20 protein-coding genes and 1 pseudogene are annotated in these 21,712 nt (G+C 26.9%); 15 read left to right on the plus strand and 6 right to left on the minus strand.

The features are described from left to right. Positions 1-68 precede the first annotated feature (68 nt). On the minus strand, positions 69-1,703 hold the full coding sequence (locus AC2JAQ_RS06175) for a glycoside hydrolase family 20 protein (RefSeq protein ID WP_488458423.1): 1,635 nt from the start codon (positions 1,701-1,703) through the stop codon (positions 69-71). A 225-nt stretch (positions 1,704-1,928) separates the two neighbouring features. On the opposite strand from AC2JAQ_RS06175, the gene AC2JAQ_RS06180 reads away from it, so the two are divergent. The 5 genes from AC2JAQ_RS06180 (at position 1,929) to amrS (ending at position 8,052) form a co-directional block, all read left to right on the plus strand. Next, on the plus strand, positions 1,929-3,524 hold the full coding sequence (locus tag AC2JAQ_RS06180; RefSeq protein WP_488458781.1) for a beta-N-acetylhexosaminidase: 1,596 nt from the start codon (positions 1,929-1,931) through the stop codon (positions 3,522-3,524). Between the two features lie 377 nt (positions 3,525-3,901). Beyond that, complete coding sequence (locus AC2JAQ_RS06185; protein ID WP_488458424.1) at positions 3,902-4,585, plus strand: MgtC/SapB family protein; 684 nt, start codon at positions 3,902-3,904, stop codon at positions 4,583-4,585. Between the two features lie 24 nt (positions 4,586-4,609). Next, a complete protein-coding gene (locus tag AC2JAQ_RS06190; RefSeq protein WP_488458425.1) occupies positions 4,610-5,611 on the plus strand; it encodes a tyrosine-protein phosphatase in 1,002 nt (333 codons plus the stop codon). A gap of 137 nt (positions 5,612-5,748) precedes the next feature. Beyond that, positions 5,749-7,134, plus strand: a complete 1,386-nt coding sequence (gene amrA / locus AC2JAQ_RS06195; RefSeq protein WP_488458426.1) for an AmmeMemoRadiSam system protein A — start codon at positions 5,749-5,751, stop codon at positions 7,132-7,134. A gap of 15 nt (positions 7,135-7,149) precedes the next feature. Beyond that, the gene (gene amrS, locus AC2JAQ_RS06200) at positions 7,150-8,052 is read left to right on the plus strand and encodes an AmmeMemoRadiSam system radical SAM enzyme (protein WP_488458427.1); all 903 of its coding nucleotides are present in this window, start codon (positions 7,150-7,152) and stop codon (positions 8,050-8,052) included. A gap of 129 nt (positions 8,053-8,181) precedes the next feature. On the opposite strand, the gene AC2JAQ_RS06205 is transcribed toward amrS, so the two are convergent. Beyond that, positions 8,182-9,315, minus strand: coding sequence for an SLC13 family permease (locus tag AC2JAQ_RS06205; RefSeq protein ID WP_488458428.1), 1,134 nt, complete (start codon positions 9,313-9,315; stop codon positions 8,182-8,184). A gap of 129 nt (positions 9,316-9,444) precedes the next feature. Beyond that, complete coding sequence (fliB, locus tag AC2JAQ_RS06210; RefSeq protein WP_488458429.1) at positions 9,445-10,599, minus strand: flagellin lysine-N-methylase; 1,155 nt, start codon at positions 10,597-10,599, stop codon at positions 9,445-9,447. Positions 10,600-10,730: 131 nt separating this feature from the next. Between fliB and AC2JAQ_RS06215 the strand changes: the two are divergent. The 3 genes and pseudogenes from AC2JAQ_RS06215 to AC2JAQ_RS06225 all read left to right on the plus strand — a co-directional run. Then, a pseudogene (locus AC2JAQ_RS06215) lies at positions 10,731-10,844 on the plus strand (alpha/beta hydrolase); the annotation flags it as partial. A 297-nt stretch (positions 10,845-11,141) separates the two neighbouring features. Then, positions 11,142-11,807: a biosynthetic peptidoglycan transglycosylase gene (locus AC2JAQ_RS06220; protein ID WP_488458430.1), complete on the plus strand. Its 666-nt coding sequence runs from the start codon at positions 11,142-11,144 to the stop codon at positions 11,805-11,807. 240 nt (positions 11,808-12,047) lie between these two features. Then, entirely contained in the window at positions 12,048-13,475 is a 1,428-nt protein-coding gene (locus AC2JAQ_RS06225) for an MATE family efflux transporter (protein WP_488458431.1), read from the plus strand. A gap of 65 nt (positions 13,476-13,540) precedes the next feature. On the opposite strand, the gene AC2JAQ_RS06230 is transcribed toward AC2JAQ_RS06225, so the two are convergent. Then, the gene (locus AC2JAQ_RS06230; RefSeq protein ID WP_488458432.1) at positions 13,541-14,185 is read right to left on the minus strand and encodes a DedA family protein; all 645 of its coding nucleotides are present in this window, start codon (positions 14,183-14,185) and stop codon (positions 13,541-13,543) included. 258 nt (positions 14,186-14,443) lie between these two features. Here AC2JAQ_RS06230 and AC2JAQ_RS06235 point away from each other — a divergent pair, with 258 nt between their 5' ends. The 3 genes from AC2JAQ_RS06235 (at position 14,444) to AC2JAQ_RS06245 (ending at position 15,899) form a co-directional block, all read left to right on the plus strand. Next, complete coding sequence (locus AC2JAQ_RS06235) at positions 14,444-15,163, plus strand: nitrite reductase (protein ID WP_488458433.1); 720 nt, start codon at positions 14,444-14,446, stop codon at positions 15,161-15,163. Between the two features lie 99 nt (positions 15,164-15,262). Next, positions 15,263-15,598, plus strand: a complete 336-nt coding sequence (locus AC2JAQ_RS06240) for a hypothetical protein (protein WP_488458434.1) — start codon at positions 15,263-15,265, stop codon at positions 15,596-15,598. Between the two features lie 22 nt (positions 15,599-15,620). After that, the gene (locus AC2JAQ_RS06245) at positions 15,621-15,899 is read left to right on the plus strand and encodes a hypothetical protein (protein WP_488458435.1); all 279 of its coding nucleotides are present in this window, start codon (positions 15,621-15,623) and stop codon (positions 15,897-15,899) included. A 42-nt stretch (positions 15,900-15,941) separates the two neighbouring features. Here the strand turns inward: AC2JAQ_RS06245 and AC2JAQ_RS06250 are convergent, their stop codons facing one another. Then, positions 15,942-16,121: an oleate hydratase gene (locus AC2JAQ_RS06250; protein ID WP_488458782.1), complete on the minus strand. Its 180-nt coding sequence runs from the start codon at positions 16,119-16,121 to the stop codon at positions 15,942-15,944. 142 nt (positions 16,122-16,263) lie between these two features. On the opposite strand from AC2JAQ_RS06250, the gene AC2JAQ_RS06255 reads away from it, so the two are divergent. From AC2JAQ_RS06255 to AC2JAQ_RS06270, 4 genes are all read left to right on the plus strand, one after another. Further along, positions 16,264-16,461, plus strand: coding sequence for a hypothetical protein (locus AC2JAQ_RS06255; RefSeq protein WP_488458436.1), 198 nt, complete (start codon positions 16,264-16,266; stop codon positions 16,459-16,461). A gap of 341 nt (positions 16,462-16,802) precedes the next feature. After that, complete coding sequence (locus tag AC2JAQ_RS06260; protein ID WP_488458437.1) at positions 16,803-18,626, plus strand: hypothetical protein; 1,824 nt, start codon at positions 16,803-16,805, stop codon at positions 18,624-18,626. A gap of 166 nt (positions 18,627-18,792) precedes the next feature. After that, positions 18,793-20,082, plus strand: a complete 1,290-nt coding sequence (locus tag AC2JAQ_RS06265) for an MFS transporter (protein WP_488458438.1) — start codon at positions 18,793-18,795, stop codon at positions 20,080-20,082. Positions 20,083-20,232: 150 nt separating this feature from the next. Beyond that, on the plus strand, positions 20,233-20,613 hold the full coding sequence (locus AC2JAQ_RS06270) for a YxeA family protein (RefSeq protein ID WP_488458439.1): 381 nt from the start codon (positions 20,233-20,235) through the stop codon (positions 20,611-20,613). A 44-nt stretch (positions 20,614-20,657) separates the two neighbouring features. Here AC2JAQ_RS06270 and AC2JAQ_RS06275 read toward each other — a convergent pair whose 3' ends face one another. Next, entirely contained in the window at positions 20,658-21,476 is an 819-nt protein-coding gene (locus AC2JAQ_RS06275) for a nitroreductase family protein (RefSeq protein WP_488458440.1), read from the minus strand. Between the last annotated feature and the right edge of the window lie 236 nt (positions 21,477-21,712).

Genomic DNA, 21,712 nt, shown 5'->3' on the forward strand with positions numbered 1-21,712 from the left:
TTTAGTAGAAAAGGTTGAATAAATCTTCTTAACAATGAATGTATTATATAGAAATATTATTTCTTATACTAATCTAAAGCTATTAGGGAATCCATAAGGAATTTTTCAGTGGTTATTTTCCATTCTTCCACCATTTCCAAATTTACTTTATTAGCTATTTTAGCGAATTCCTTAATGTTCAATAGCTGTTCTTCTAAAGTACCATATTTTAAAACTATTCCAGCATAGTAAAGTGGAAGTCTGGCTTCTTGAACTCTTGTAAATAAGACTTCATTATACTTAGTTTTTTCATAAGCTTTATCAAAAAGGTCATTATATTTATTAAATAAGTCTAAAGAAAGATAGGTGTTTTCAGCATTTTTAGGACCATTAAATATGTCTAATCTTTCATTGAATTTTTCCTGAGCATCATGAATAAGCTCTATATATTCAAGAATGAAAGGAGAAGCTTCTTTATAATATTTATCACAGAAATCCTTCATATGATAGAATTCATCACAGTCTGGATTCCAAGCAAGTTTAGCTAGCATATATCCACGAAGCTTAGCAAATTCCCCGCCTATTTCTCTATTACATTGGCTAAATAAAAGTTTAAGATTATTCTTTACAAAATATCTCATATTTGGTCCTAGAGTTCTTAAGTTTGGAAAAGGGCTAACTAAATTAGCAAATTGTATATTATAATCCCAAAGAGAGATATTTTTACATATTTTTGACCAGGCTATTAATTCTTCTCTGACTTCTTTATTAGTAGGATCAGTTTCTATAGGGAGTCCTCTATTAGCCTCAATATTACAAAGCATTATATGGACATTAGAAGCTGGACGTGTATGTTTTGGAGGTTTTCTAGAATACCAATAAGCTAGGGTTGATATAACTTTGTCAGGAAATTCATTAGCAACCTCATTTATAAAATCTAATATAGAACCCATTTGAGTTTCATCATAAGCATCTCTAGCAGCACATTCTGGACAACGGCAATATAAGTTATCATCATTTTGGCTTACAGACCAATATTTACATTCTGGTTTTTCATCCATAAATTTTTTTAAGTTTTCTTTTATTATTTTTCTAACATCAGGATTGCTTAAACAAGGTTCTCCTTTAGGATTTCTTTGCCCATCTATTAAGGCAAAATATTCTGGATGTTCATGAAATAAATCATAAGGTAGTAAAACTTGGAATGAATGGCACCAAAAGCCCCAACTCTCATGTTCTTTACTTGTATTCATCTTTAATTTTTCTGCAAAAATAGGATTTTCAAAATCCTTATAAAAAACCTCACGATAGTCTATTGGAGGATTAAATGAATAGGAAGCAAAATTAATATCTAAAGTTTGGATTTTAGGAACAAACTCACAATCACTACTATAAAAACCACATCCTATTATTCGCTCTAAAAAATCATAGACTGAATATACAAAGGCTTGTTCATTTTTAGCTTTGAAATATAAGATGTTTTTATCAATATGATATGAAAATCCATTTTCACCATTAGAAGAATCTAATACAAATAGGATTTTGTTTGGAATGAATGATGAGTTATCTTCTAAAGAAATTTTTAAATAAGTATCTTCCATATATAGAGTAAAATCAGCATCTGTAATAAGTTCTAAATAGTCTTTTAGTATTTGTGAGGCTCTTTTACTTTTTTTTATTGAAAAAATTGATGACAAAGGCTTAGAATTCTTAGTAATTAGCATAATAATCCTCTCCTAAATAATGATGTTTTACTAATTTTACTATTAAATTTATGAGGAGTAAATTGTGAGTTTTCATTAATTTTAAAAGGAGAATTATTAAATTTTTATTTAATAAAGTTAATTGAATGAATTTTTTGAAGAGGGTTATTTTAAATTTTACATACTATTACTTATATATGGGAATAAAAAGTATAGATTAAAAGTTTTGTAAAGGAGATTAATATGATGAAAAAATCGAGTTTAAATCTTGCTTATGTTATATTAACTATAGCTATTTTAATTGTAGGATATTTTGGTTTTCCTGAAACAAAGGAAGCTATGAAGATGGTAGAATTACAGAGCATTGAAAATACTATTATTCCTAAACCTCTAAGTTATGAGAAAAAGGAAGGCGTATTTAAATTAGAAAATAATCTACCTATTTATGTTAAAGGAAGTAATACGGATGAAACAGAGGAACTTTATAAAATAGCAGGAGATTTTGCTAGTCTTTTAAAGAAAGTAACCGGATTTGAAATTAACATTGTTGAAGGAGAGTCAACCAAAGAAAAAGGCATTTTTTTAACCACTATAGGTGGTGATAAAAGTTTAGGAGATGAAGGCTATAAATTAAATTCATCAGCTAATAGAGTCGAAATAATTGGGAATAAGTCTGGAGGAGTATTTTGGGGCATTCAAACTTTAAGACAAATGTTACCTCCTGAAATAACTAAACAATCAATGGTAGAAGGAGTAGAATGGAGTATTCCAGCAGCTACTATAACAGATAAGCCAGAGTATGGTTATAGAGGACTTATGATAGATGTAGCTAGACATTTTTTCACTATTGACGATTTAAAACGTCAAATAGATTTAGCATCTCAATATAAAATAAACAAACTTCATCTTCATCTAACTGATGATCAAGGATGGAGAATAGAAATAAATAAGTGGCCTAACTTAACTAAGATAGGAGGATCAACTCAAGTTGGTGGAGGAAAAGGAGGATATTACACTCAGGAAGAGTTTAAGGATTTAATAAATTATGCATCAGATAGATACATAGAAATAATTCCTGAGTTTGATATGCCGGGGCATGTAAATGCAGCATTAGCTTCTTATGGATTTTTAAATCCTGATGGAAAGAAAAAACCACTGTATACAGGAACTTCAGTAGGCTTTAGCACATTTATGACAGATGATGAAAAAACTTATGAATTTATTGAAGATGTAATAAGAGAATTAGCTGCTATCTCACCTTCTAAATACTTACATATAGGAGGAGATGAAGCTGATGCGACTAAGAAAGAAGATTATGATTATTTTGTGGGAAGGGTTTCAAAAATCGCTCAAAAATATGGTAAAACTCCAATAGGATGGGATCCAATAGATACTTCACCTAATATAGATTCTAATACAATTCTTCAAAATTGGAAGGATTCTAATGAAGCTGCTAGGAAGAAAAATATGAACATGATTATTTCCATTGCTAAAAAAGCTTATTTAGATATGAAGTATAATAAAGATACTCCTTATGGATCAGATTGGGCTGGATATATTTCAGTTGAAGATGCATATAATTGGAATCCTACAGACTTTGCTCCTAAGAATTTAATTTTAGGTATAGAAGCACCTTTATGGACAGAGAGAATTTCAACTGTGGAACAAATGGATTTTATGATATACCCAAGATTGATAGGATATTCAGAGATAGGATGGACACCAAAAGAATCTAGAAATTGGGATGAATATAAGAAAAGGTTAAAAGCTCAAGAGTCTAGACTTAAAAACCAAGGAGTAAATTATTTTAATGATCCTACTATTTTTGAAAACAAGCAATAAATATGACAATTAATATATAGTTTGGGTAGAAGTTTTCAATATTAATTAAAAAGAATTTTTTATAATGAACTATGGAATTTTTAGTAATTCCATAGTTTTTTATTATATATACAATTGAATTAGTTAAAAAGTAAAAATAAGTTATTAAAATGAACAAATTGTTAATAAATCTTCTTGGAAAAGGTAAAAATTTTTTAATTTATGTTTAGCGTTAAAAGATATGCAGTTTGATTTATGTATTTAATAGTTATAAACTTATTATAAATAATATAAGTTTTTATAAAGTAAGAATTCTTGGTAAAAATCTTAATCTTTATAATACAGACATATTTAGATTTGCTTTGGAATCTATTATAAGGTGAAAGGTTGGATTTAAAATGGATATTTCGCAAGTAGGAATTAGGATAATATTATCTATAATTATAGGTGGTCTTATTGGATACAACAGAGAATATGAAAATAGACCAGCTGGGTTTAGAACTCATGTTTTAGTGTGTTTAGGAGCTACTATTGCAGCGCTTATTCAAGTTCAATTAATTTATTTTGCTGGGGAGGAACTTGCAAAAAATCCTGCATTATCTGGTGTATTAAAAGTAAATGCAGGAAGGGTTATATGTCAGGTTATATCAGGAGTTGGTTTTTTAGGAGCTGGTGCAATAATACAAACCAAATGGGCTGTCAAAGGACTAACTACAGCAGCATCTATGTGGGCTGTTGCATGTGTTGGACTTGCTATAGGAATGGGATTTTATAAAATTAGCATTCTAAGTGGATTTAGTATATTAATAGTGCTTACTTTCTTAAAAAAAGTTGAGGATAAATTCATAGATAAATCCAAAAAATTAAACATTGAGATTAGATGTTTAAATGATAAGGCAATAGATGAAATAAATAGTTATTTTGAAGATTATCAGATTAAGATTGATAGTCTTGAATCTAATTGTGATGGAGAATATATCTACACTTTAGAAATTCCACACTTTATAACTTCAAATAAGATTATAAGTGGATTAATAGGTAATAAGAATATAAATAGAATAAGAGAAATTAAAAATAAGTAAAAAAGCATAAGGAGTGTATTACAAATGGAAAAATTAAATGGATATGTAGAAAGAGTTGATAACAATAAAATATTAATAAAGTTAAATAGAGTTTGTCAAAATATTAAAGTGTTTTATAGAGATGCACTAGATAAAAAAGAAACTTTTCTTATGGATTTTAATAATACAAATAGCCTAGAATTTGAAGATCCAAAACCACTTAACAGAACTTTTTATAAAATTGAAGCTGATGGTGAGGAAATCATAGTTGCGGAAAGAGTTTTACCTCTTAAAAATTTCTGTAATTTCAGAGACTTAGGAGGTTATGAAACTAAGGATGGAAGAAATGTTAAATGGGGATTATTCTATAGATCTGAAGATTTATCAGCTTTAAAGAGCGATGATTTAGAGTATTTTAAATCTTTAGGAATAAAATATGTCTTAGATTATAGATCAAAGGAAGAGGTTTTAAGCAATCCTGATGTTCAGATTGATTCAGTTAAAAATATAAATATATCTGGGATGAATTTAAAAGGAAATGATAACTTAGATATGACTGGATATGTTAAAGAGCTATTAAGTGGAGGAAAAATGACTATTAGCCCAGAGCAGCTATTAAAAGAAGGTTATGAAATGATGCCATTTAATAATCCTGCATATAAGGAATTATTTACATTATTTAAAAATCCAGATAATATGGCTATATTACAACATTGTACAGCAGGAAAAGATAGAACTGGTGTTGGGTCAGCTTTAGTTTTACTTGCTCTTAATGTTCCAGAAAAAACAGTTATACAGGATTATATGGAAAGTAATAAAAATAGAAAAGAATTCAATGACAAGGTTATGGCAACTTTTAAAGAGTATATTAAGGATGAAAAATTAAAGGCAAGTATACAAGGAATGCTAGGAGTAGATGAATCTCTTATAAGTTCAAGTTTAAATGCTATAAAAAATAAATATGGTACTTATGACAAATATTTTGAAGAAGAATATGGATTAGATAGCGATAAATTAAAAGAATTAAGAGATGTTTATCTATATTAATTTAAAAGAAAATTCAGCAAGCTAAGTTACTGTTTGCTGAATTTTTTATTATATGTAATTAAATAAGATAGTTTTTATTTGGAACAATATATAGTGTGATAAATTAATATATTTATAAAATTAGAGAGGTGTATGTTATGAAATACTTTTTAATGCCACACCCTCCTATAATTATTCCAGAGATAGGAAAAGGGAGAGAAGAGGAAGTTATAAAAACAGTTAATTCATGTAAAGAGGTAGGAGACATAATAGAGGAGTCAGAAGTAGAAACAATAATAATTATATCTCCTCATGGAACAGTCTTTAGAGATGCAATTTCATTAATTAAGACAGATTATATTTATGGTGATTTAGGCGATTTTGGAGCTTCAGAGGTTAAATTTAATTATAATATAGATATAGAGCTAACAGATGAGATAATTAATCTATCAGTAAAGGAGGAGATACCAGCAGTAGCTTTAGATGAGAACTCAAGCGTAAGATATAGAGCTCCTTTAGAGTTAGACCATGGAGCTATGGTTCCACTATATTATGCTGATAAAAATAAAAAACATAAATTAGTGCATATAAATTATGGGTTACTAACACCAATTGAGCTTTTAAAATTGGGGTTAGTAATTAAGCAAGCAATTAATAACACAGGAAGAAAAGTTGCAATAATAGCTTCAGGAGATTTATCTCATAGATTATTAGAAAATGGAACATATCCTTATACTCCTTTAGGCAAAGAATTTGATGATGAATTAGTAAAAATACTATCATCAGGAGATTTAAAAAAGATTTTAGAAATTGATAGGAATCTTATAAAATCTGCTGGAGAATGTGGATTGCGTTCAATTTATATACTACTAGGTATTATAAATTCATCAAGGGCTAAATCAAAGTTACTTAGTTATGAAGGACCTTTAGGGGTAGGATATGCTGTTTTTCAGTTTGAAGAGGGCAGTGGAAATCTCTATGAAGATATTATGAATGAAAAAGAGAAGAAACATAAGAGAAGATTAGAGGAAGGAAATCCATATACAAAATTAGCAAGAAAAAATTTAGATACCTATTTTAATTTAGGTAGATTATTAACTAGAGAAGAGATTGAAGATAAGGATCTCCTAGAAGATAGAAAGGGAGTTTTTGTATCATTGAAAATGAATGGAGAACTTAGAGGTTGTATAGGGACTATTATGCCAACAACAGATTCTGTTGGAGAAGAAATAATTAGGAATTCTTTAAGTGCTGCCTTAAATGATCCAAGATTTGCTCCTTTAAAGAAAGAAGAATTAGTTGAAATAGATATATCTGTTGATTTATTATATCCACCTGAAAAGGCTAATTTTGAAGATTTAGATCCATATAATTATGGAGTTATAGTGACTTATGGAAATAAAAAAGGCTTACTTCTTCCAAATTTAGAGGGAGTAGAAAATAAAGAGGAACAACTTGAGATAGCTATGAATAAAGGTGGAATAAGTCCTTCTGATAAATATACATTAGAGCGTTTTAAAGTAGAAAGGTTCAAGGAAGTTTAATTTAGGTGATAAACTATGAAAAAAGAAGCTTTATATTATAAACATGAGGAAGAGTATATAAGATGTTATTTATGTCCGCATAATTGTTTAATAGGTGAAGGAAAAAGAGGAATATGCAATGTTAGAGAAGTTAGTAGGGGTGAAGAGGGAGCTTTAAGGCTTTATTCAATAAACTATGGAGAGATAACCTCAATTTCCGTAGACCCAATAGAAAAAAAGCCACTATATCACTTTTTACCTGGAAGTAATATATTATCTATTGGCTCTTTTGGATGTAATTTTAAGTGTTCATTTTGTCAAAATTACAGCATATCTCAATATGAAGCTAATAGTAGGTTTGTGTCTCCAGAGGAGATGGCAGAAACTTCCCTTAGTATGAATAATAGTATAGGTTTAGCCTTTACCTATAATGAGCCATCAATATGGTATGAATATGTACTGGATGTTTCTAAAAAAATTAAAGAATTAGACTCTAACCATAAAATAGTTTTAGTTACTAATGGTTATGTAAGTGAAGAGCCTTTAAAGGAGTTGCTACCTTATGTAGATGCCTTAAACATAGACTTAAAAGGAAATGATGAGTATTATAAAAGATTATGCTTTGGATCATTAAATGAAGTCGAACGAACTATTAGGATAGCTAATAAAATGGGAAAGCATATTGAGGTTACTACTCTTTTAGTAACTGGTTCTAATACAGATAATGAAACCTTAGAGCGTATAGGAAAATTCTTAGGAAGCGTAGATAAATCAATACCTATTCATATATCAAGATATTTTCCAAGATACAAAATGCAAGAAGAGGCTACATCCTTAGAAGAAATGAAGAATGCATATGTTTTTTTAAGCAAATATTTAGACAATATTCATTTAGGAAACTTAAGCAGAGATGAATTAGAATATTGCTTAGAAAAATAAAAATGATAGAAATAAAAAGAGGGTATCAAAGAGTAACTTAGTGTAAAATTATTTGATAACCTCTCTTTTTATAGTATTAAGATAGCATATAAATATACTATTAATATGATGCTAACAGGTAAATATTTATTAAAAAATAGAACCTAATATAAATATCAATGGTATGAATATAATAAGGTAAATTATATTATAAATAGTGAAGCTTTTTAGGTATTTAAAACTAAGAGAAGGATTCTCTTTAATAAAAAGTTTATAAGATATAACACTAGCTAATGAGGCTATTAAAGTACCTGCACCTCCAATATTAACTCCAAGAAGTAATGAATCCTTGAAAGTTGTAAATGGAGAAAGCAATATTGTCGTTGGTACATTGCTTATAAATTGACTAGTAATTATTGAAGTGAAATAGGTTGTACTACTATCACTTAGAAGAGTATTCATTAAAGTTTTAACCTTATCTAAGTTAGAAATATTTCCTATAAATATAAAGAATGCTATAAAAGTTAAAATTAATGAATAATCTATTTTTTTTAATAAGCTTTTATTAATTATTAATGTCACTAGAATAGTACATATAAAAGCCAATTTATAATTTATAACTTGAAAAACTGATAATAATATTATTGCAAATAAAATACTCCATATAATTAGATGTCTAAAATTTTTTATTTCTATTTTTAAAAGAATAACATCTAGTTTTTTTCTTTTTAACATTAAGAGCGTTATCATTAAAAAGAAAGAAGACAAAATAGTAAGAGGAAATGTTACTTTAAAAAATTCAAATGGTGACATATTAAAATATGAATATATAAATAAATTCTGAGGATTTCCCATAGGGGTTAAAGTACTTCCTACATTAGCTGCTAAAGTTTGAAAGACAATCAAATTCAAAGTGTTTAAGTTTGATTTTTTACCTAAAACTAAGCTTAAAGGAATAAAGGTTATTAAAGCAACATCATTTGTCACTAGCATAGAAGCAAAAAATGTTAAAAATACTAATGTAAATGAAAGTGATATGGAGGTCTTGCATTTATACAGTAAATATGTAGCAATCCAATCTAAAACTTTAAGTTCTTTAAATGCTGCAACTACAATCATTAAGTTAAAAAGCAAAATCAATACTTTAAAGTCTATGTATTCTATTTGGGGTATGGATATCAATGAACTAATTAAAGCTAGGGTAGTAGCTATAATTAGAACAACTTCCTTTTTAAAAAAATCTATAATTTTTTCTCTTTTTGAAACCGATAGTGATAAAAACAAGATTATTACAGACTCCTTTCTATTTTTATATTAGTCGCTGTTTTAATCATTTACCTAAAACTTTGTCTTATACTAATTAAATATATATAATTTATTGAAATTTTAATTAAAGTTAAGTATTTTGATTAACTAATCAATTTCTAAGAGGTTTTTAAATACTTTATTATGTTCTAAATCCTTGCTTAAAGCTTGAATTATATGTATTATTTCGTATTCTGAAATTTCTTTTGATGATGAATTATATAAAAGTATTAAATAGCCTTTTATTAATTTATAGGTATTTATAAGAACTTTAATACTATCTTTTAAATTTTCTCCTTTGTTAAATGGTATTATATCCTTAAATATTTGGTTTACTAGGTAGTTCTCAAATATATATGAATAGTTTGTGAGAGTAATATCTAATTTTTTTAACTTATCATCATTAAAAGATTCAGACATTAGGTTTTTCTTGTCGTTTAAAGAAGTTAAAAAAGTTTTTAATCTAGTACCAATAACTTTTTTTAAAAGATCCTCATTTAAAATAAGGTTAAAAAAGTTTCTATCAAAATTAAAAGGAGTAAACTCTATAGGTTTAATCATAGAGTCTATGTTTGAAGAATCTTCATTAATTTTCTCAAGTAATTCTTCAATTTCATAAAAGTTATGGCTACCTCTTAAATATTCAAGTTTTTCATAGAAAGAATTTAGTAAAATGAGTCTTTCTTCAATAGAAAAATCTCTATTTTGCATAATATTTATGGAGTTAACCCTTATATCCCAGAAATATTGAATTAAGCTATCTGAATCAATAAAAGCATCAGTATCTATAACTCTACGTATTTCTATAGTTTCCTCATCAACTTCCTCTTCAGTCTCTATAAATTCCATTTTCTCTTTGTTTAAGAAGGCTTTAGAACAAATTTCTTCGCATGAAGGAATACCACTTTTTTCGTATATGCCATCTATAATATTAAAAACTCTAGGATATCTTTTGCAGGTTATAGAAAGATTTTCTTCACCACATTCACCGTGAATTTCACAAAGTAGATTAGATTTTAAAAAAGGACATTTCTTATCCTCTGTTAAAATCATGAAACCATAGTTAAAGGAATCATCTAAGTTCTCATTTTTTATATATTTTTCTTTTACTATTTCTTTTAATTTACCATTACTATTTTCATATTTTTTAAATGTAACTTCATCTATGTTAATATCCCAGCCGGCACAGCAAGTATCAGTACATTTAGGGCCTATACATTTAAATGTAGACATATATTTTGGTATAAAAAAATTTACTTTCAAAAAAACACCATCTTTCGTATATAAAAAATTTATTTAAATTTAAACTTGCCTTAATATTTTATCACTTAATTCTATAAATAGTTAGAAATTTTTTATAATAAATGAAAATAACAATTATGCATAGATAGAAAGATATTAGATATAACGTTATTATTCCAGATTTAAGAGGGCATGGCACTAGTGAAGGTGACTATATCGGTATGGGGTGGGACGAGCGTTTAGATATAATAGATTTAGTCAACTATAGATAGTTTTTTTAATAAATATGTTAACTAAGGCTTTTAATTAGGATTATAAGAAAGGAAAAAGACTAGTTGTTAGATTTAACAGCTAGTCTTTTTTTAGTAAGGATACTTAATATAACTATTGAATATTATGAGTTTCTTACAAAATTGAAATCTAAAAGAAAGAGAATTAAATACTACATATATATTAGATTATTTATAATTAGCTTATAAAAAGAAAAATCAAATAAAACATTTGATAGATTAAAATTAATTTAAAAATAATGAATTTTTATAAACAAATAGGGAGGATTAATAGTGAAAAAAATATTGAGAAATAAATCTAAATTTATAATAATGTTTTTAATAATATTTACACTTCCAATGGTTTTATTAGGATGTACTGATTTTAAAGTTAAAACTGATAGTGAAATATTAAATCAGAAGATAAGTGAGTTAAAGAAAAACCCTAATTATGTGAAAATAGATAATATAGATCAAACCTTTTTAGATGCAATAGTTGCTATAGAAGATAGAAGATTTTATAAACATGGCGCTTTAGATTTTAAGGCTATTGCTAGAGCTACAGTAAATAATGCGAAAGCAGGAAGATGCATAGAAGGTGGAAGTACAATAACACAACAGACTGCAAAGAATCTTTGTTTAACTAATGAAAGAAGTTTTAAAAGAAAGTTTAAAGAGATATTTTTTAGTTTAGCTTTAGAGAAAAAGTATTCTAAAAGAGAAATATTGGAAATATATGTGAATTCAATTTATTTTGGAAATGGGCATAAAGGAATAAATGAAGCTACAAGAGGGTATTTTGGCAAAAGCCCTAAAAATTTGACTTACAATGAAGCAACATTACTTGCAGGAGTACCTCAGGCACCAAGCAATTATGCTCTAAACACAAAAAAAGGTTTAGAGTCAGCAAAAAAAAGACAAAAGACTGTTGAAGCTACCTTAAAAAAGTTTAAAAATTAACTGATATTTTAAGTGAAGCTTGACTTTTGGCTAGTTCTTCATACCAATCTATAATTAACGATAGTCTAAAATATAGTCGTATTTTAAAAAAAAGACAGCATAATTCTGCTGTCTTTTTTTGGTATATTTATTATAAAATATATTAATAAAAAGAAAATTTTGACTAGAGTACATTGACTGTACAGTTACTGGAGGCTTTAAAATAAAGAGACTAAATTTAATATTAAAAGGAAGAAGTTTATGAAAGAGAAAATTAAAAACGATGTGAAAGAAGAATCTCATTTTAAAGAGGAAATTTTAAGTGAAGAAGCCTGTGAAGTTCTTCTAGAGATGGAAAGTAGTGAGGGGAAAAAAAGAGGTAAAATAGATTTAGGAAAAGATAATGTTTTAAAAATATTTTTATATTATGCTATTCCAGCTATTTTAGGAATGGTATCCATGACATCAGCATGGCTTATAGATGGAATTTTTGTAGGTCAGTTTGTTGGTTCTGAGGCGGTAGCAGCCATAAATCTATCTATGCCTATTTTGAACTTTTTATTTGGTGTTGGAATGATGATAAGTATTGGAGGGGGAACTTTAGCTAATATAAAAAGAGGAGAAGGTGACATTCATGAGAGTAATAATTTCTATACAGTAACCTTCTTAATGGTGACTATAATATCTATATTAGCAACCATGATATGTATATTATTTAGTAGGCAAATTGCCATTTTACTTGGTGCTAGCGGAAGTACAACATCCCTGGTTAGCTCGTATTTATTTATATCATCACTATTTTTTGTTGGGTTTATAGGAAATGCAGCTTTAGATATGTTTTTGAGAAGTGGAGGATTTCCTGTATTCCCTATAGTATGTACAACTTTAGGAGCAGTGATAAACATAGTATTAGACTATTTATTTATAGCAAAGTTTAAAATTGGACTGAGTGGAGCTGCACTTGCTACTGGGACATCACAAGTAATACCTATGATTGCAATGTTAATATTTATAATTAAAAAGTCATCTTGGAATTTTGTTAAACCACATTTTGATATGAAAGCTATAAGAGAAATGTTATTTAATGGTTCTTCAGAGCTTTTAAGTAATGTTTCAGTGGCTATAAGTGGATTTCTTTTTAATATATTAATAATGAGGCGTTTAGGAGTAATGGGAGTCGCTGCATTTAGTGTTGCTAACTATATAGCCACTGTTGCTATGTCTGTTTACTGGGGTATAGCATCAGCTATTGGTCCAGGAGCAAGCTTTAATAAAGGAATGGGCGAGAATAAAAGGGTAAGGAAGTTTAAAAGAGTTGGTGTTATTACAAGCTTAATTTTAGGATTAGTACTAGCTTTAGTAATATTCTCTAAGGGAACCCCTATTGCAGAGATATTTGTTGGTGATGATATAGAAGTAATAAATTTAGCTGTCCATATTACTAAGTTCTATGGAATAGCAATAATTATAATGGGAATAAATATAGTTGCATCTATGTATTATACATCAATAAATGAACCATTGATTTCTATAATTATAGCCTCTTCAAGAAGCTTAATAGTATTGATAGTAGGTCTTTTTACTTTACCATTTATATTTGGAGATAATGGATTATGGCTTTCTTTAATATTTGCAGAAGTAGTAACATTAATTATTGTATTTTATTATTTTAAGAAAAAGCCATATTAAAAACAAGAAAAACTCTGATTTAAGTTTATTTTAAATCAGAGTTTTTTATGTAATTTAATTATAGGTTACATAGCTGGTTTAGATGAGAATCTAGTTTTAAGTACACCTATTATAGCTGGTAAAATAGAAACTACTATTATTCCCATAATAACTATAGAAAAGTTATCAGCAACAATTTTTATATTACCAAAGAAATAACCTAGAGATGATACAAGTAAAACCCATACAAATCCACCAATAGCATTATAAGTTAAGAAATTTTTGTACTTCATTGTTCCTATTCCAGCAACGAAAGGAGCAAAAGTACGAATTATTGGTATAAATCTAGCAATTATTAAAGTTTTTCCGCCATATTTATCATAATAGGCATTGGTTTTTTCTATATATTCTTTTTTTATTAATTTAGAATTTTCAAGCAGTTTGCTTCCTAAAAATTTACCGATACTATAATTAAAGGTATCTCCAGCTATTGCAGCAATTATAAGCAAGGGTACTAATATATAAATATTAAGTAATCCTAAAGCACAAAATGTAGCAGATGCAAAAATTACTGAGTCACCTGGTAAAAACGGAGTTACCACTAATCCGGTTTCAGCAAGGATTATTAAAAATAAAACTAAGTAGGTTAAGGTACCATAATTGGTGATAAAGGCACCTAAATATTTGTCTAAATGTAATATTAAATCAAAAAAGTTACTTATCAAGTTCATATAAAGTCTCCTAACTAAAAATATTAAATAATATTTTTTTATTATAATACTAATTTAAAGTTTATTCATTAAAAAATTTTAATAAACTAATAATTCAGTTAATATCTAGATAATTATTTTTATTAAAAATTCATATTATATATAAGAAAATAGTTATGATTAATCTAAATAAAAACTATATTTCTTATTACTATTAAAATACTATAATAAAGATAAGGGTAGTTATTTTTAATTATATATGGTTTAAGGAGAGTAATAATGAATAAGTTCACAGTAGAAGAAAAGCAATGTTTAAAAGAACAGGGAATATTAAATCAAAAACAAGAAGAGTTTTATGCTATAAGATATTTAAGTAAAGTTGGATATTTTAAAGCAGAAGAAATGAGGGACTTAGCAGATATTGCTAAAGAGTATGGAAATGGAGAATTAAGTTTAACTAGCAGGTTAACTATAGAAATACCTTATATAAAAGAAGAGAATATAAAAAAAGTAATAGAAGTTTCAAAAGAAAAAGGTCTTAGAATTGGGGGCGCAGGAAAAACTGTTAGAGCTATAGTCACATGTAAAGGAACTGTTTGTAAGCATGGACTTATTGATACAAGAAGAATAGGAGAAGTTTTTGAGAAAAAGTTTTTAGGAGAGAAGGTTCCAGCTAAATTTAAAATAGGTGTTTTTGGATGTATAAATAGTTATGGAAAGGCTCAGAGCAATGATTTTGCAGTTATACCAACTATAAACATAAATAGTAAGGAGATAGAATTCTTAGTTTTTATAGGAGGAAGAGCTGGAAGAAAATCTAGAAAAGCAGAGCCTATGAAGAGAAAGTTTAAAGAGAATGAATTAACAAGACTTTTAAAATGTACTATAGATTATTACAATGAAGCTGCTAATGGTAAAGAAAGGTTAGCAGAAGTTATTGAAAGAATTGGAACTATAAATTTTGAGAGAAATTTAATATATAGATTTAATAGAATATAATTTATTGATATTAAGGTGGTTTTAAAGTTCTATCCAAAAACCAACACGGGTTTAAAGTGGAGTTTATTTTATAAATATTTTGAAAAGAGATGAGTAAATATGGTAGAAAAGAAAATAATCATTGACAACAATGTTTATTTAAAAAGGTTCTTTGAACACAATAAGAAATATGAGGAATATATAAAAAGTAGGATATACAATAATACATTAGAGTTGATAAACAATAATCCTCATAAAATCAAAACTGTAAGGGGATATAAATATAAAAATAAGACCATATATGAATATAAAATTTCTCTGGAGCCAGGATTAGATTGCAGAGTTGCATATATTTTTGAAGGAGAAGAAATAAGGGTATTCTTTATATCAAATATAATAAAGAAAAATGAATTTACAAAACTAGTATCAAAAATAAAGGCTGTAAAAAAAGCATAATATTAAGGAGGGTGTATGTAAAATGGTAAGCATAACAGATTTTATAGATGTTGCTTTATACACACTAAAGAGGATAGAAATTAATGATAAAGTTAATTTTAAAACATTTAAAAAAGATAGACAAGTTGAGATAGAAAAATTAGAGGATGGGCTTTTTAATGTAAAAGAAGATGGCTTTGATAGAAAGATATTTAGAAATATTGATGAAAAAGAATTAAAAAAATCCTTAAAATATCTTCAAAAGAAAGAGTTCCCAAAAAGTAACAAACTTTGGTATAAAATAATAAGAGCAAAAAAATAAGAATATGAGCCAATTCAGAATTTTTAGAATGACTAGTTAAAGTTATATTCTTCCACTACGGTATATAAAGCCGTTTTCAGTACTTCCGATAATATCATTGAATATATGTATGCTTTTACCTTTAGAATTACAGTCTCTTATTAAATAAGCAGTATAGGCAATGGAAGCTAGTCCACTACCTATAAAATATACTTTACTATCATAGTTATAGAAAAATGTTATATATTATAAGTTAAGGAGAGTTTGGAAAAAAACAACTCAGTAGCCTTAGTATCTAGAGTATTTTTAATATATAAAAAGCGAAAAATATTAATATAAGAATTAAATCATTCTTATAAATAGAAAGAATAAAGAGGTGTCTAATATGGTATCTCATCTAATTTTAGCTTTTGTAAAGAGTGTTGGAACAACCTCCATAGGTGCTATTGAAAGAAATATAATGCCGCATGGTTTTACAAAAGAAGAGGTAGATTCAGGAATAAGATGCTTATATTTGTTAGATTTAATAGATATAGTAGAAATTGCAAACTTGGATGGAAGACCTCAATATATTTTTTCATAAAATTTAATTTTATGTATTTATTAAAAGGTTTTTAACAGCTATAAGAAGTAAGAAAGTGTTTATTATAGCTAATATCATAAAATTTTTGACTTAATTCAGTTTTAAGACTATATGCTGAATTAAGTCTAATTTTATTTTTACCAAAAGATTAAAGAATATTCCAGTTTAGAATTAGTATTACTTAAAATATTGTATTTAAAAATTATTATATAAAACTTATAAAAAAATATATGTCAAAATAATGCAATAAGAATATATAAATCTAAAGAGTAAATAGATTAAACTTTTTACCTTTTTTAAAATAGAATATATTGTAATTAATAATAGAAGGAAAAGTATATATGCCTAATTCAGATAATAAAATAATTTTAGATCTTAAAGTTGGCAGTGTTACAAAGGAATATAACAAAGATAAAATTGTTTTAGTTGGAACATATTATCAAAAGGGAGGGGACTTTGTTGAAAATGTACAAATAGTTATAATTCCAGAAAGTGGAGGAAAAGAGATAACTACCAATGTTGATTATACTGGATATGGTTTAGAGTTATTTCTAGGAGATTTTAATAATGATGGATTAGATGAAATAATGTTAAGAGGAGCCTATGGAGGATCAGGTGGATATGAAATAGCTAGCATTTATCAATATAAAGATGGGAAATTAAAAGAAATTTTTAGCCCAGAAATGTTCTCTAAAAAATATAACTTCGTAGCGGAATACTTACCAGGAAATATGGTAAAAGTAAGTTCAACATCATTAAAAGAAAAGTTTATATTTTATATAGGTAATAAGCCTAAAATTTATTTAGATATGATATATGATAAGGATGGAAATGTAAGAGAAAATGTAACTCCAACTGTATCAGCTATAAATAGTGCCTTTCCAATAAAGAGCTTATATATTAGCAACCCATATCTTTTTATAAGACAAAGGGTAATAGGATCATCTAATGCAGATACAATTGGATATATTGAGAGTTTGGTTAGTTTAGTTGATAATAATATAATAATTTTCAATATTGGTGCCTTTACTTTTGGAGAAAAAGAAGATAAAGAAACTAAGAAGATTTTGGGAAAAAGAATAAGTGATTATAGAGCTAAGGAAAGACAAGAGTATAGTGATATTGATATAAGCTATTATTATAATTTCAAAGAAGAAACGGAGACGCTTAATGAAGAAGTAAAAGAAGATAAGTTAATTAATACAAGGTGTATAAAGACTATGAATTCTATATTTATAGATTTTTATAGCCCTTATTTAAATAAGAATTACTTAGATGGCACTGAGGAATTTAAGTTAAGAGCAGATTCTAATAATGAAGAAAAGTTGAAAGAAGAAGAGATAAATAGTTCTAATGATAAAAAATATTATAAAGAACTGGTAGATTATTATGAAAAACTTGTAGAAAGTAATGTAAATTCAGGAGTTAATTCATATAATTTAGCTTTAGCCTATGAAAGAGTAGGAGAATATAAAAAGGCGCTTGATGTAATTAATAAAGCGCTTGAACAGAAATCTCCATATCCATCAGTGGAAAGGTTAAAGGAATTAAGAGAAAGAATACAAAAAGAAATGGTAGATCATTATGAAAAACTTGTAGAAAGTAATGTAAATTCAGGAGTTAATTCATATAATTTAGCTTTAGCCTATGAAAGAGTAGGAGAATATAAAAAGGCGCTTGATGTAATTAATAAAGCGCTTGAACAGAAATCTCCATATCCATCAGTGGAAAGGTTAAAGGAATTAAGAGAAAGAATACAAAAAGAAATGGTAGATCATTATGAAAAACTTGTAGAAAGTAATGTAAATCCAGGAGTTAATTCATATAATTTAGCTTTGGCTTATGAAAGAGTAGGAGAATATAAAAAGGCACTTGATGTAATTAATAAAGCGCTTGAACAGAAATCTCCATATCCATCAGTGGAAAGGTTAAAGGAATTAAGAGAAAGAATACAAAAAGAAATGGTAGATCATTATGAAAAACTTGTAGAAAGTAATGTAAATCCAGGAGTTAATTCATATAATTTAGCTTTGGCTTATGAAAGAGTAGGGGAATATAAAAAGGCGCTTGATGTAATTAATAAAGCTCTTGAACAGAAATCTCCATATCCATCAGTGGAAAGATTAAAGGAATTAAGTGAAAAATTACAAAAGCTAGTTAAGTAATTTATAGTAAATAAGTATTTAAGTGTATTAACTTTTTATAGGTTAATACACTTTTTGTTTTATCTAAAATTAATAAATACATAAATTTAAAAAATATTGCTTATCATAATTTTATATATTCTAAATGATTAATTAGATAAAAATTTGAGAAAGGAGGAGATTATAAATGGATAGATTTAAATCCATAAAAAATTATGCTTCATTTCCTAGAAATGTTCAAATAATAGTTATAAGTGAATTAATTTTAGCTGGAGCTTTTGGAATATATGGTTTTTTACAAATTTTATATCTAAATGAAATAAAAATACCTCCAGATAAAATAGGAATGCTTTTTTCTATAGGAGCATTATCATCTATGGTTGGATTTTTTGTAGGTCCATTTATTAATATTTTAGGGAGAAAAACTGTATTGACAGCTGGATGTCTTTTAAGTGCATTAGGAATGGGATTTTATGTTGTTTTTATAAGTTATTTTATGTTATTAATAGCTCAAATTTTAGTCAACATTGGCTTATGCTTTATTCAGGTTACAGAGTTACAGTTATTATATTCATATACAACACCAGATAAAGAATGTTGTGCTTATAGTTATAAATCATCAGTGAATTTTATTGCATCAACCTTAGGTGGGCTATTGGCAGGAAATATAAATAAAATCCCTATATTTATTAATGTTAGCTATAAGACTCTCTTTTTATTAGCTACTATGATGACAATAGGAGCTTTTATAATACGATTATTCTTACTTCCAAAAGATAAGAGAATTAAGAGTGATAGTAAAGTAGTAAATAAAGCTTTAAAAAATGCATTAACGCTATTTAAAACTCATAAGAGAATAAGAGTTTTTGCTATGTTTTTATTCATACTATCTGTAGGAGGAAGTGCAATTTGGCCATATAATAATTTAATACTTAAGAATCAGTTTAATTTAAGTAATACAATTATTTCTATAATTAACTTTATAATAACTTCTCTCAATATGGTAAGCATAACATTAATGCCAATGGTTATAGAGAAGCTTGGTATACGTAAATTTGAACTTTTAGCTATGCTTGGAATAGTACTAAGTACATTTTTTCTTTCTTTAGGCCTTCCTACAGTGATTTTTATTGTAGCTTTAATATGTAGAGCAGCAAGTGCATGCCTAGTAGGTTCTTCTCTAGATAGTTCCATGATGAGTCATATAGAGTTAGAGAATAGGGATATCTTTGCAGGAGTTAAATTATTAGTTAATGGATTATCTAGTTCTATAGGAAATTTTATAGGAGGACTTATAATAGATAAATTGACTTATAGAGGAATATATGTATATGGGTTTGTTTTAATGGTTATTACAACATTAGTATTTTATTTAAAAGTAACTAAGTATTTTGATGAGGAGATACATATAAAGATGTTAAAAGAGAGACATTGTAAGTGTCATATGAGATATACATATGTACAAAGAAAAATTTAAAATGGCTTTAAGTGAATAAAAAGTTTATATTAACTATTATATCTTACAAAAATGTAACACTAACGAAAGATAAATCAATATAACAAATTAAAATAAAAAATTATAATTAAAACATAAAATTTTATATTTTATTTAAATGGGGGGGTTATATTGAAAATATTATCAAAAATTATTTTAGTGGCTACATTATGTTTTGTTGCAGTAGGTATTACTGGATGTGGAAGTTTAAAAGACGTAGGTTCAGATAAATATTATCTACAAGTTTCAGTTGATGGGAACAAAAAGTTTGCATTTAAAGATGGTGAGGAAGATGTTTACAGATATGAATATAGAGATATTAAAGCTTATGATGAATCTGGAAATGAAATAAAAGTAGTATTTACAGCAGATAAGAATCTAAGAAAAGGTGCTTTCTTAGAAGTGCGTGTTAGAGATCCAAAAAGCAATGAATTAAATTCTATTCTTTCTTACAAAGAAGTTCAAGTAGATGAATTGCCGAGTTTAGCTAAAGAAAAATTAAATGTGAAATAATAAAATATAAAAAAGCTCTACTAATTAAAATAGTAGAGCTTTTTTTAAATCCAATTTACTTCAGCTTTTTTTCTAGGAGCTGTTCTTTTATATGTAATTGCTGGATAGCCTATAATCATACATGAAGCTATTTTTTTATTTTTAACTCCAAGTAGATTTAGAATTTTTTCATTTCCTTCAGCAGCAAGTTGTAAGAATCCACTAAAGAAGGTTCCAAGCCCTAATGCATTAGTCATAAGTTCCATATTTGAAGAGGCTAATTCACCATCTAAGTCATGATGAGAAAAGACAATTATAATTGCTGGAGCATTAAAAAATAACCTATCATTTTTTATTGGATCAGCTTTATATGCTTTATACATTTTAGTCCATATTAAGGCGTATCTTCTTAAATGTTTATTTTCATCATTTAAATTGTTAAGTATATATTCACCTTTTTCTTTTAAACTTTCATAAGCTAAATCTCTTAGTTCAGCTATTTTTTCAGTAACAACAACATAAGAAACATCTTGGCTATTAACTGCTGTTTGAGTGAATCTACCAGCTTCAAGAATTTTTTCTAGTTTTTCTTTTTCTACATCTTTATTCTTAAAACTTCTAACACTCCTTCTGAATTTTATGAAGTTTAATAAGTTTTCAGATTCTATATCAAAGGTTTCATTATCATATTCTTTAACTTCTTCCATATTGTAATCGTCTGTTGAAACAGCTTTAGTTGGACAAATCGCAATACAATGACCACATTTTATACAGTTTCTATTTTTAATATTAGCTTTTTCATCTATAAGTGATATATCATTTACAGGACAATCCTTTATACATTGAGTACATGCAATACACTTCTCTTTATGAACTTTAAACATAAAATCTCTCCTTAATAATAAAAATATCTTAAAATAAGATGTTTATTCTTTAGTATAGATAAAATACTTCACTTAAAATTTCAAGTGAATTTATTTGCTTATTATATCATCTATAAAGTAAGAATGTCTAATTATTAAGTATATTAATTTAAAGGGGGGAGATTTATAAGAGCTTTAGTTAAAAATAATGTTTCATTTTAAATTGTTAATTAAAACAAAGTTTAAGTTTCATTATA

This window comes from Clostridium sp. LIBA-8553 (assembly GCF_057782465.1).

What these genes read in the sequence shown, in the direction of transcription:
- AC2JAQ_RS06175 (WP_488458423.1), bottom strand. Translation starts at nt 1,703, where the DNA reads ATGCTAATTACTAAGAATTCTAAGCCTTTGTCATCAATTTTTTCAATA.
- AC2JAQ_RS06180 (WP_488458781.1), top strand. Translation starts at nt 1,929, where the DNA reads ATGAAAAAATCGAGTTTAAATCTTGCTTATGTTATATTAACTATAGCT.
- AC2JAQ_RS06185 (WP_488458424.1), top strand. Translation starts at nt 3,902, where the DNA reads ATGGATATTTCGCAAGTAGGAATTAGGATAATATTATCTATAATTATA.
- AC2JAQ_RS06190 (WP_488458425.1), top strand. Translation starts at nt 4,610, where the DNA reads ATGGAAAAATTAAATGGATATGTAGAAAGAGTTGATAACAATAAAATA.
- amrA (WP_488458426.1), top strand. Translation starts at nt 5,749, where the DNA reads ATGAAATACTTTTTAATGCCACACCCTCCTATAATTATTCCAGAGATA.
- amrS (WP_488458427.1), top strand. Translation starts at nt 7,150, where the DNA reads ATGAAAAAAGAAGCTTTATATTATAAACATGAGGAAGAGTATATAAGA.
- AC2JAQ_RS06225 (WP_488458431.1), top strand. Translation starts at nt 12,048, where the DNA reads ATGAAAGAGAAAATTAAAAACGATGTGAAAGAAGAATCTCATTTTAAA.
- AC2JAQ_RS06230 (WP_488458432.1), bottom strand. Translation starts at nt 14,185, where the DNA reads ATGAACTTGATAAGTAACTTTTTTGATTTAATATTACATTTAGACAAA.
- AC2JAQ_RS06235 (WP_488458433.1), top strand. Translation starts at nt 14,444, where the DNA reads ATGAATAAGTTCACAGTAGAAGAAAAGCAATGTTTAAAAGAACAGGGA.
- AC2JAQ_RS06240 (WP_488458434.1), top strand. Translation starts at nt 15,263, where the DNA reads ATGGTAGAAAAGAAAATAATCATTGACAACAATGTTTATTTAAAAAGG.
- AC2JAQ_RS06245 (WP_488458435.1), top strand. Translation starts at nt 15,621, where the DNA reads ATGGTAAGCATAACAGATTTTATAGATGTTGCTTTATACACACTAAAG.
- AC2JAQ_RS06255 (WP_488458436.1), top strand. Translation starts at nt 16,264, where the DNA reads ATGGTATCTCATCTAATTTTAGCTTTTGTAAAGAGTGTTGGAACAACC.
- AC2JAQ_RS06260 (WP_488458437.1), top strand. Translation starts at nt 16,803, where the DNA reads ATGCCTAATTCAGATAATAAAATAATTTTAGATCTTAAAGTTGGCAGT.
- AC2JAQ_RS06265 (WP_488458438.1), top strand. Translation starts at nt 18,793, where the DNA reads ATGGATAGATTTAAATCCATAAAAAATTATGCTTCATTTCCTAGAAAT.
- AC2JAQ_RS06275 (WP_488458440.1), bottom strand. Translation starts at nt 21,476, where the DNA reads ATGTTTAAAGTTCATAAAGAGAAGTGTATTGCATGTACTCAATGTATA.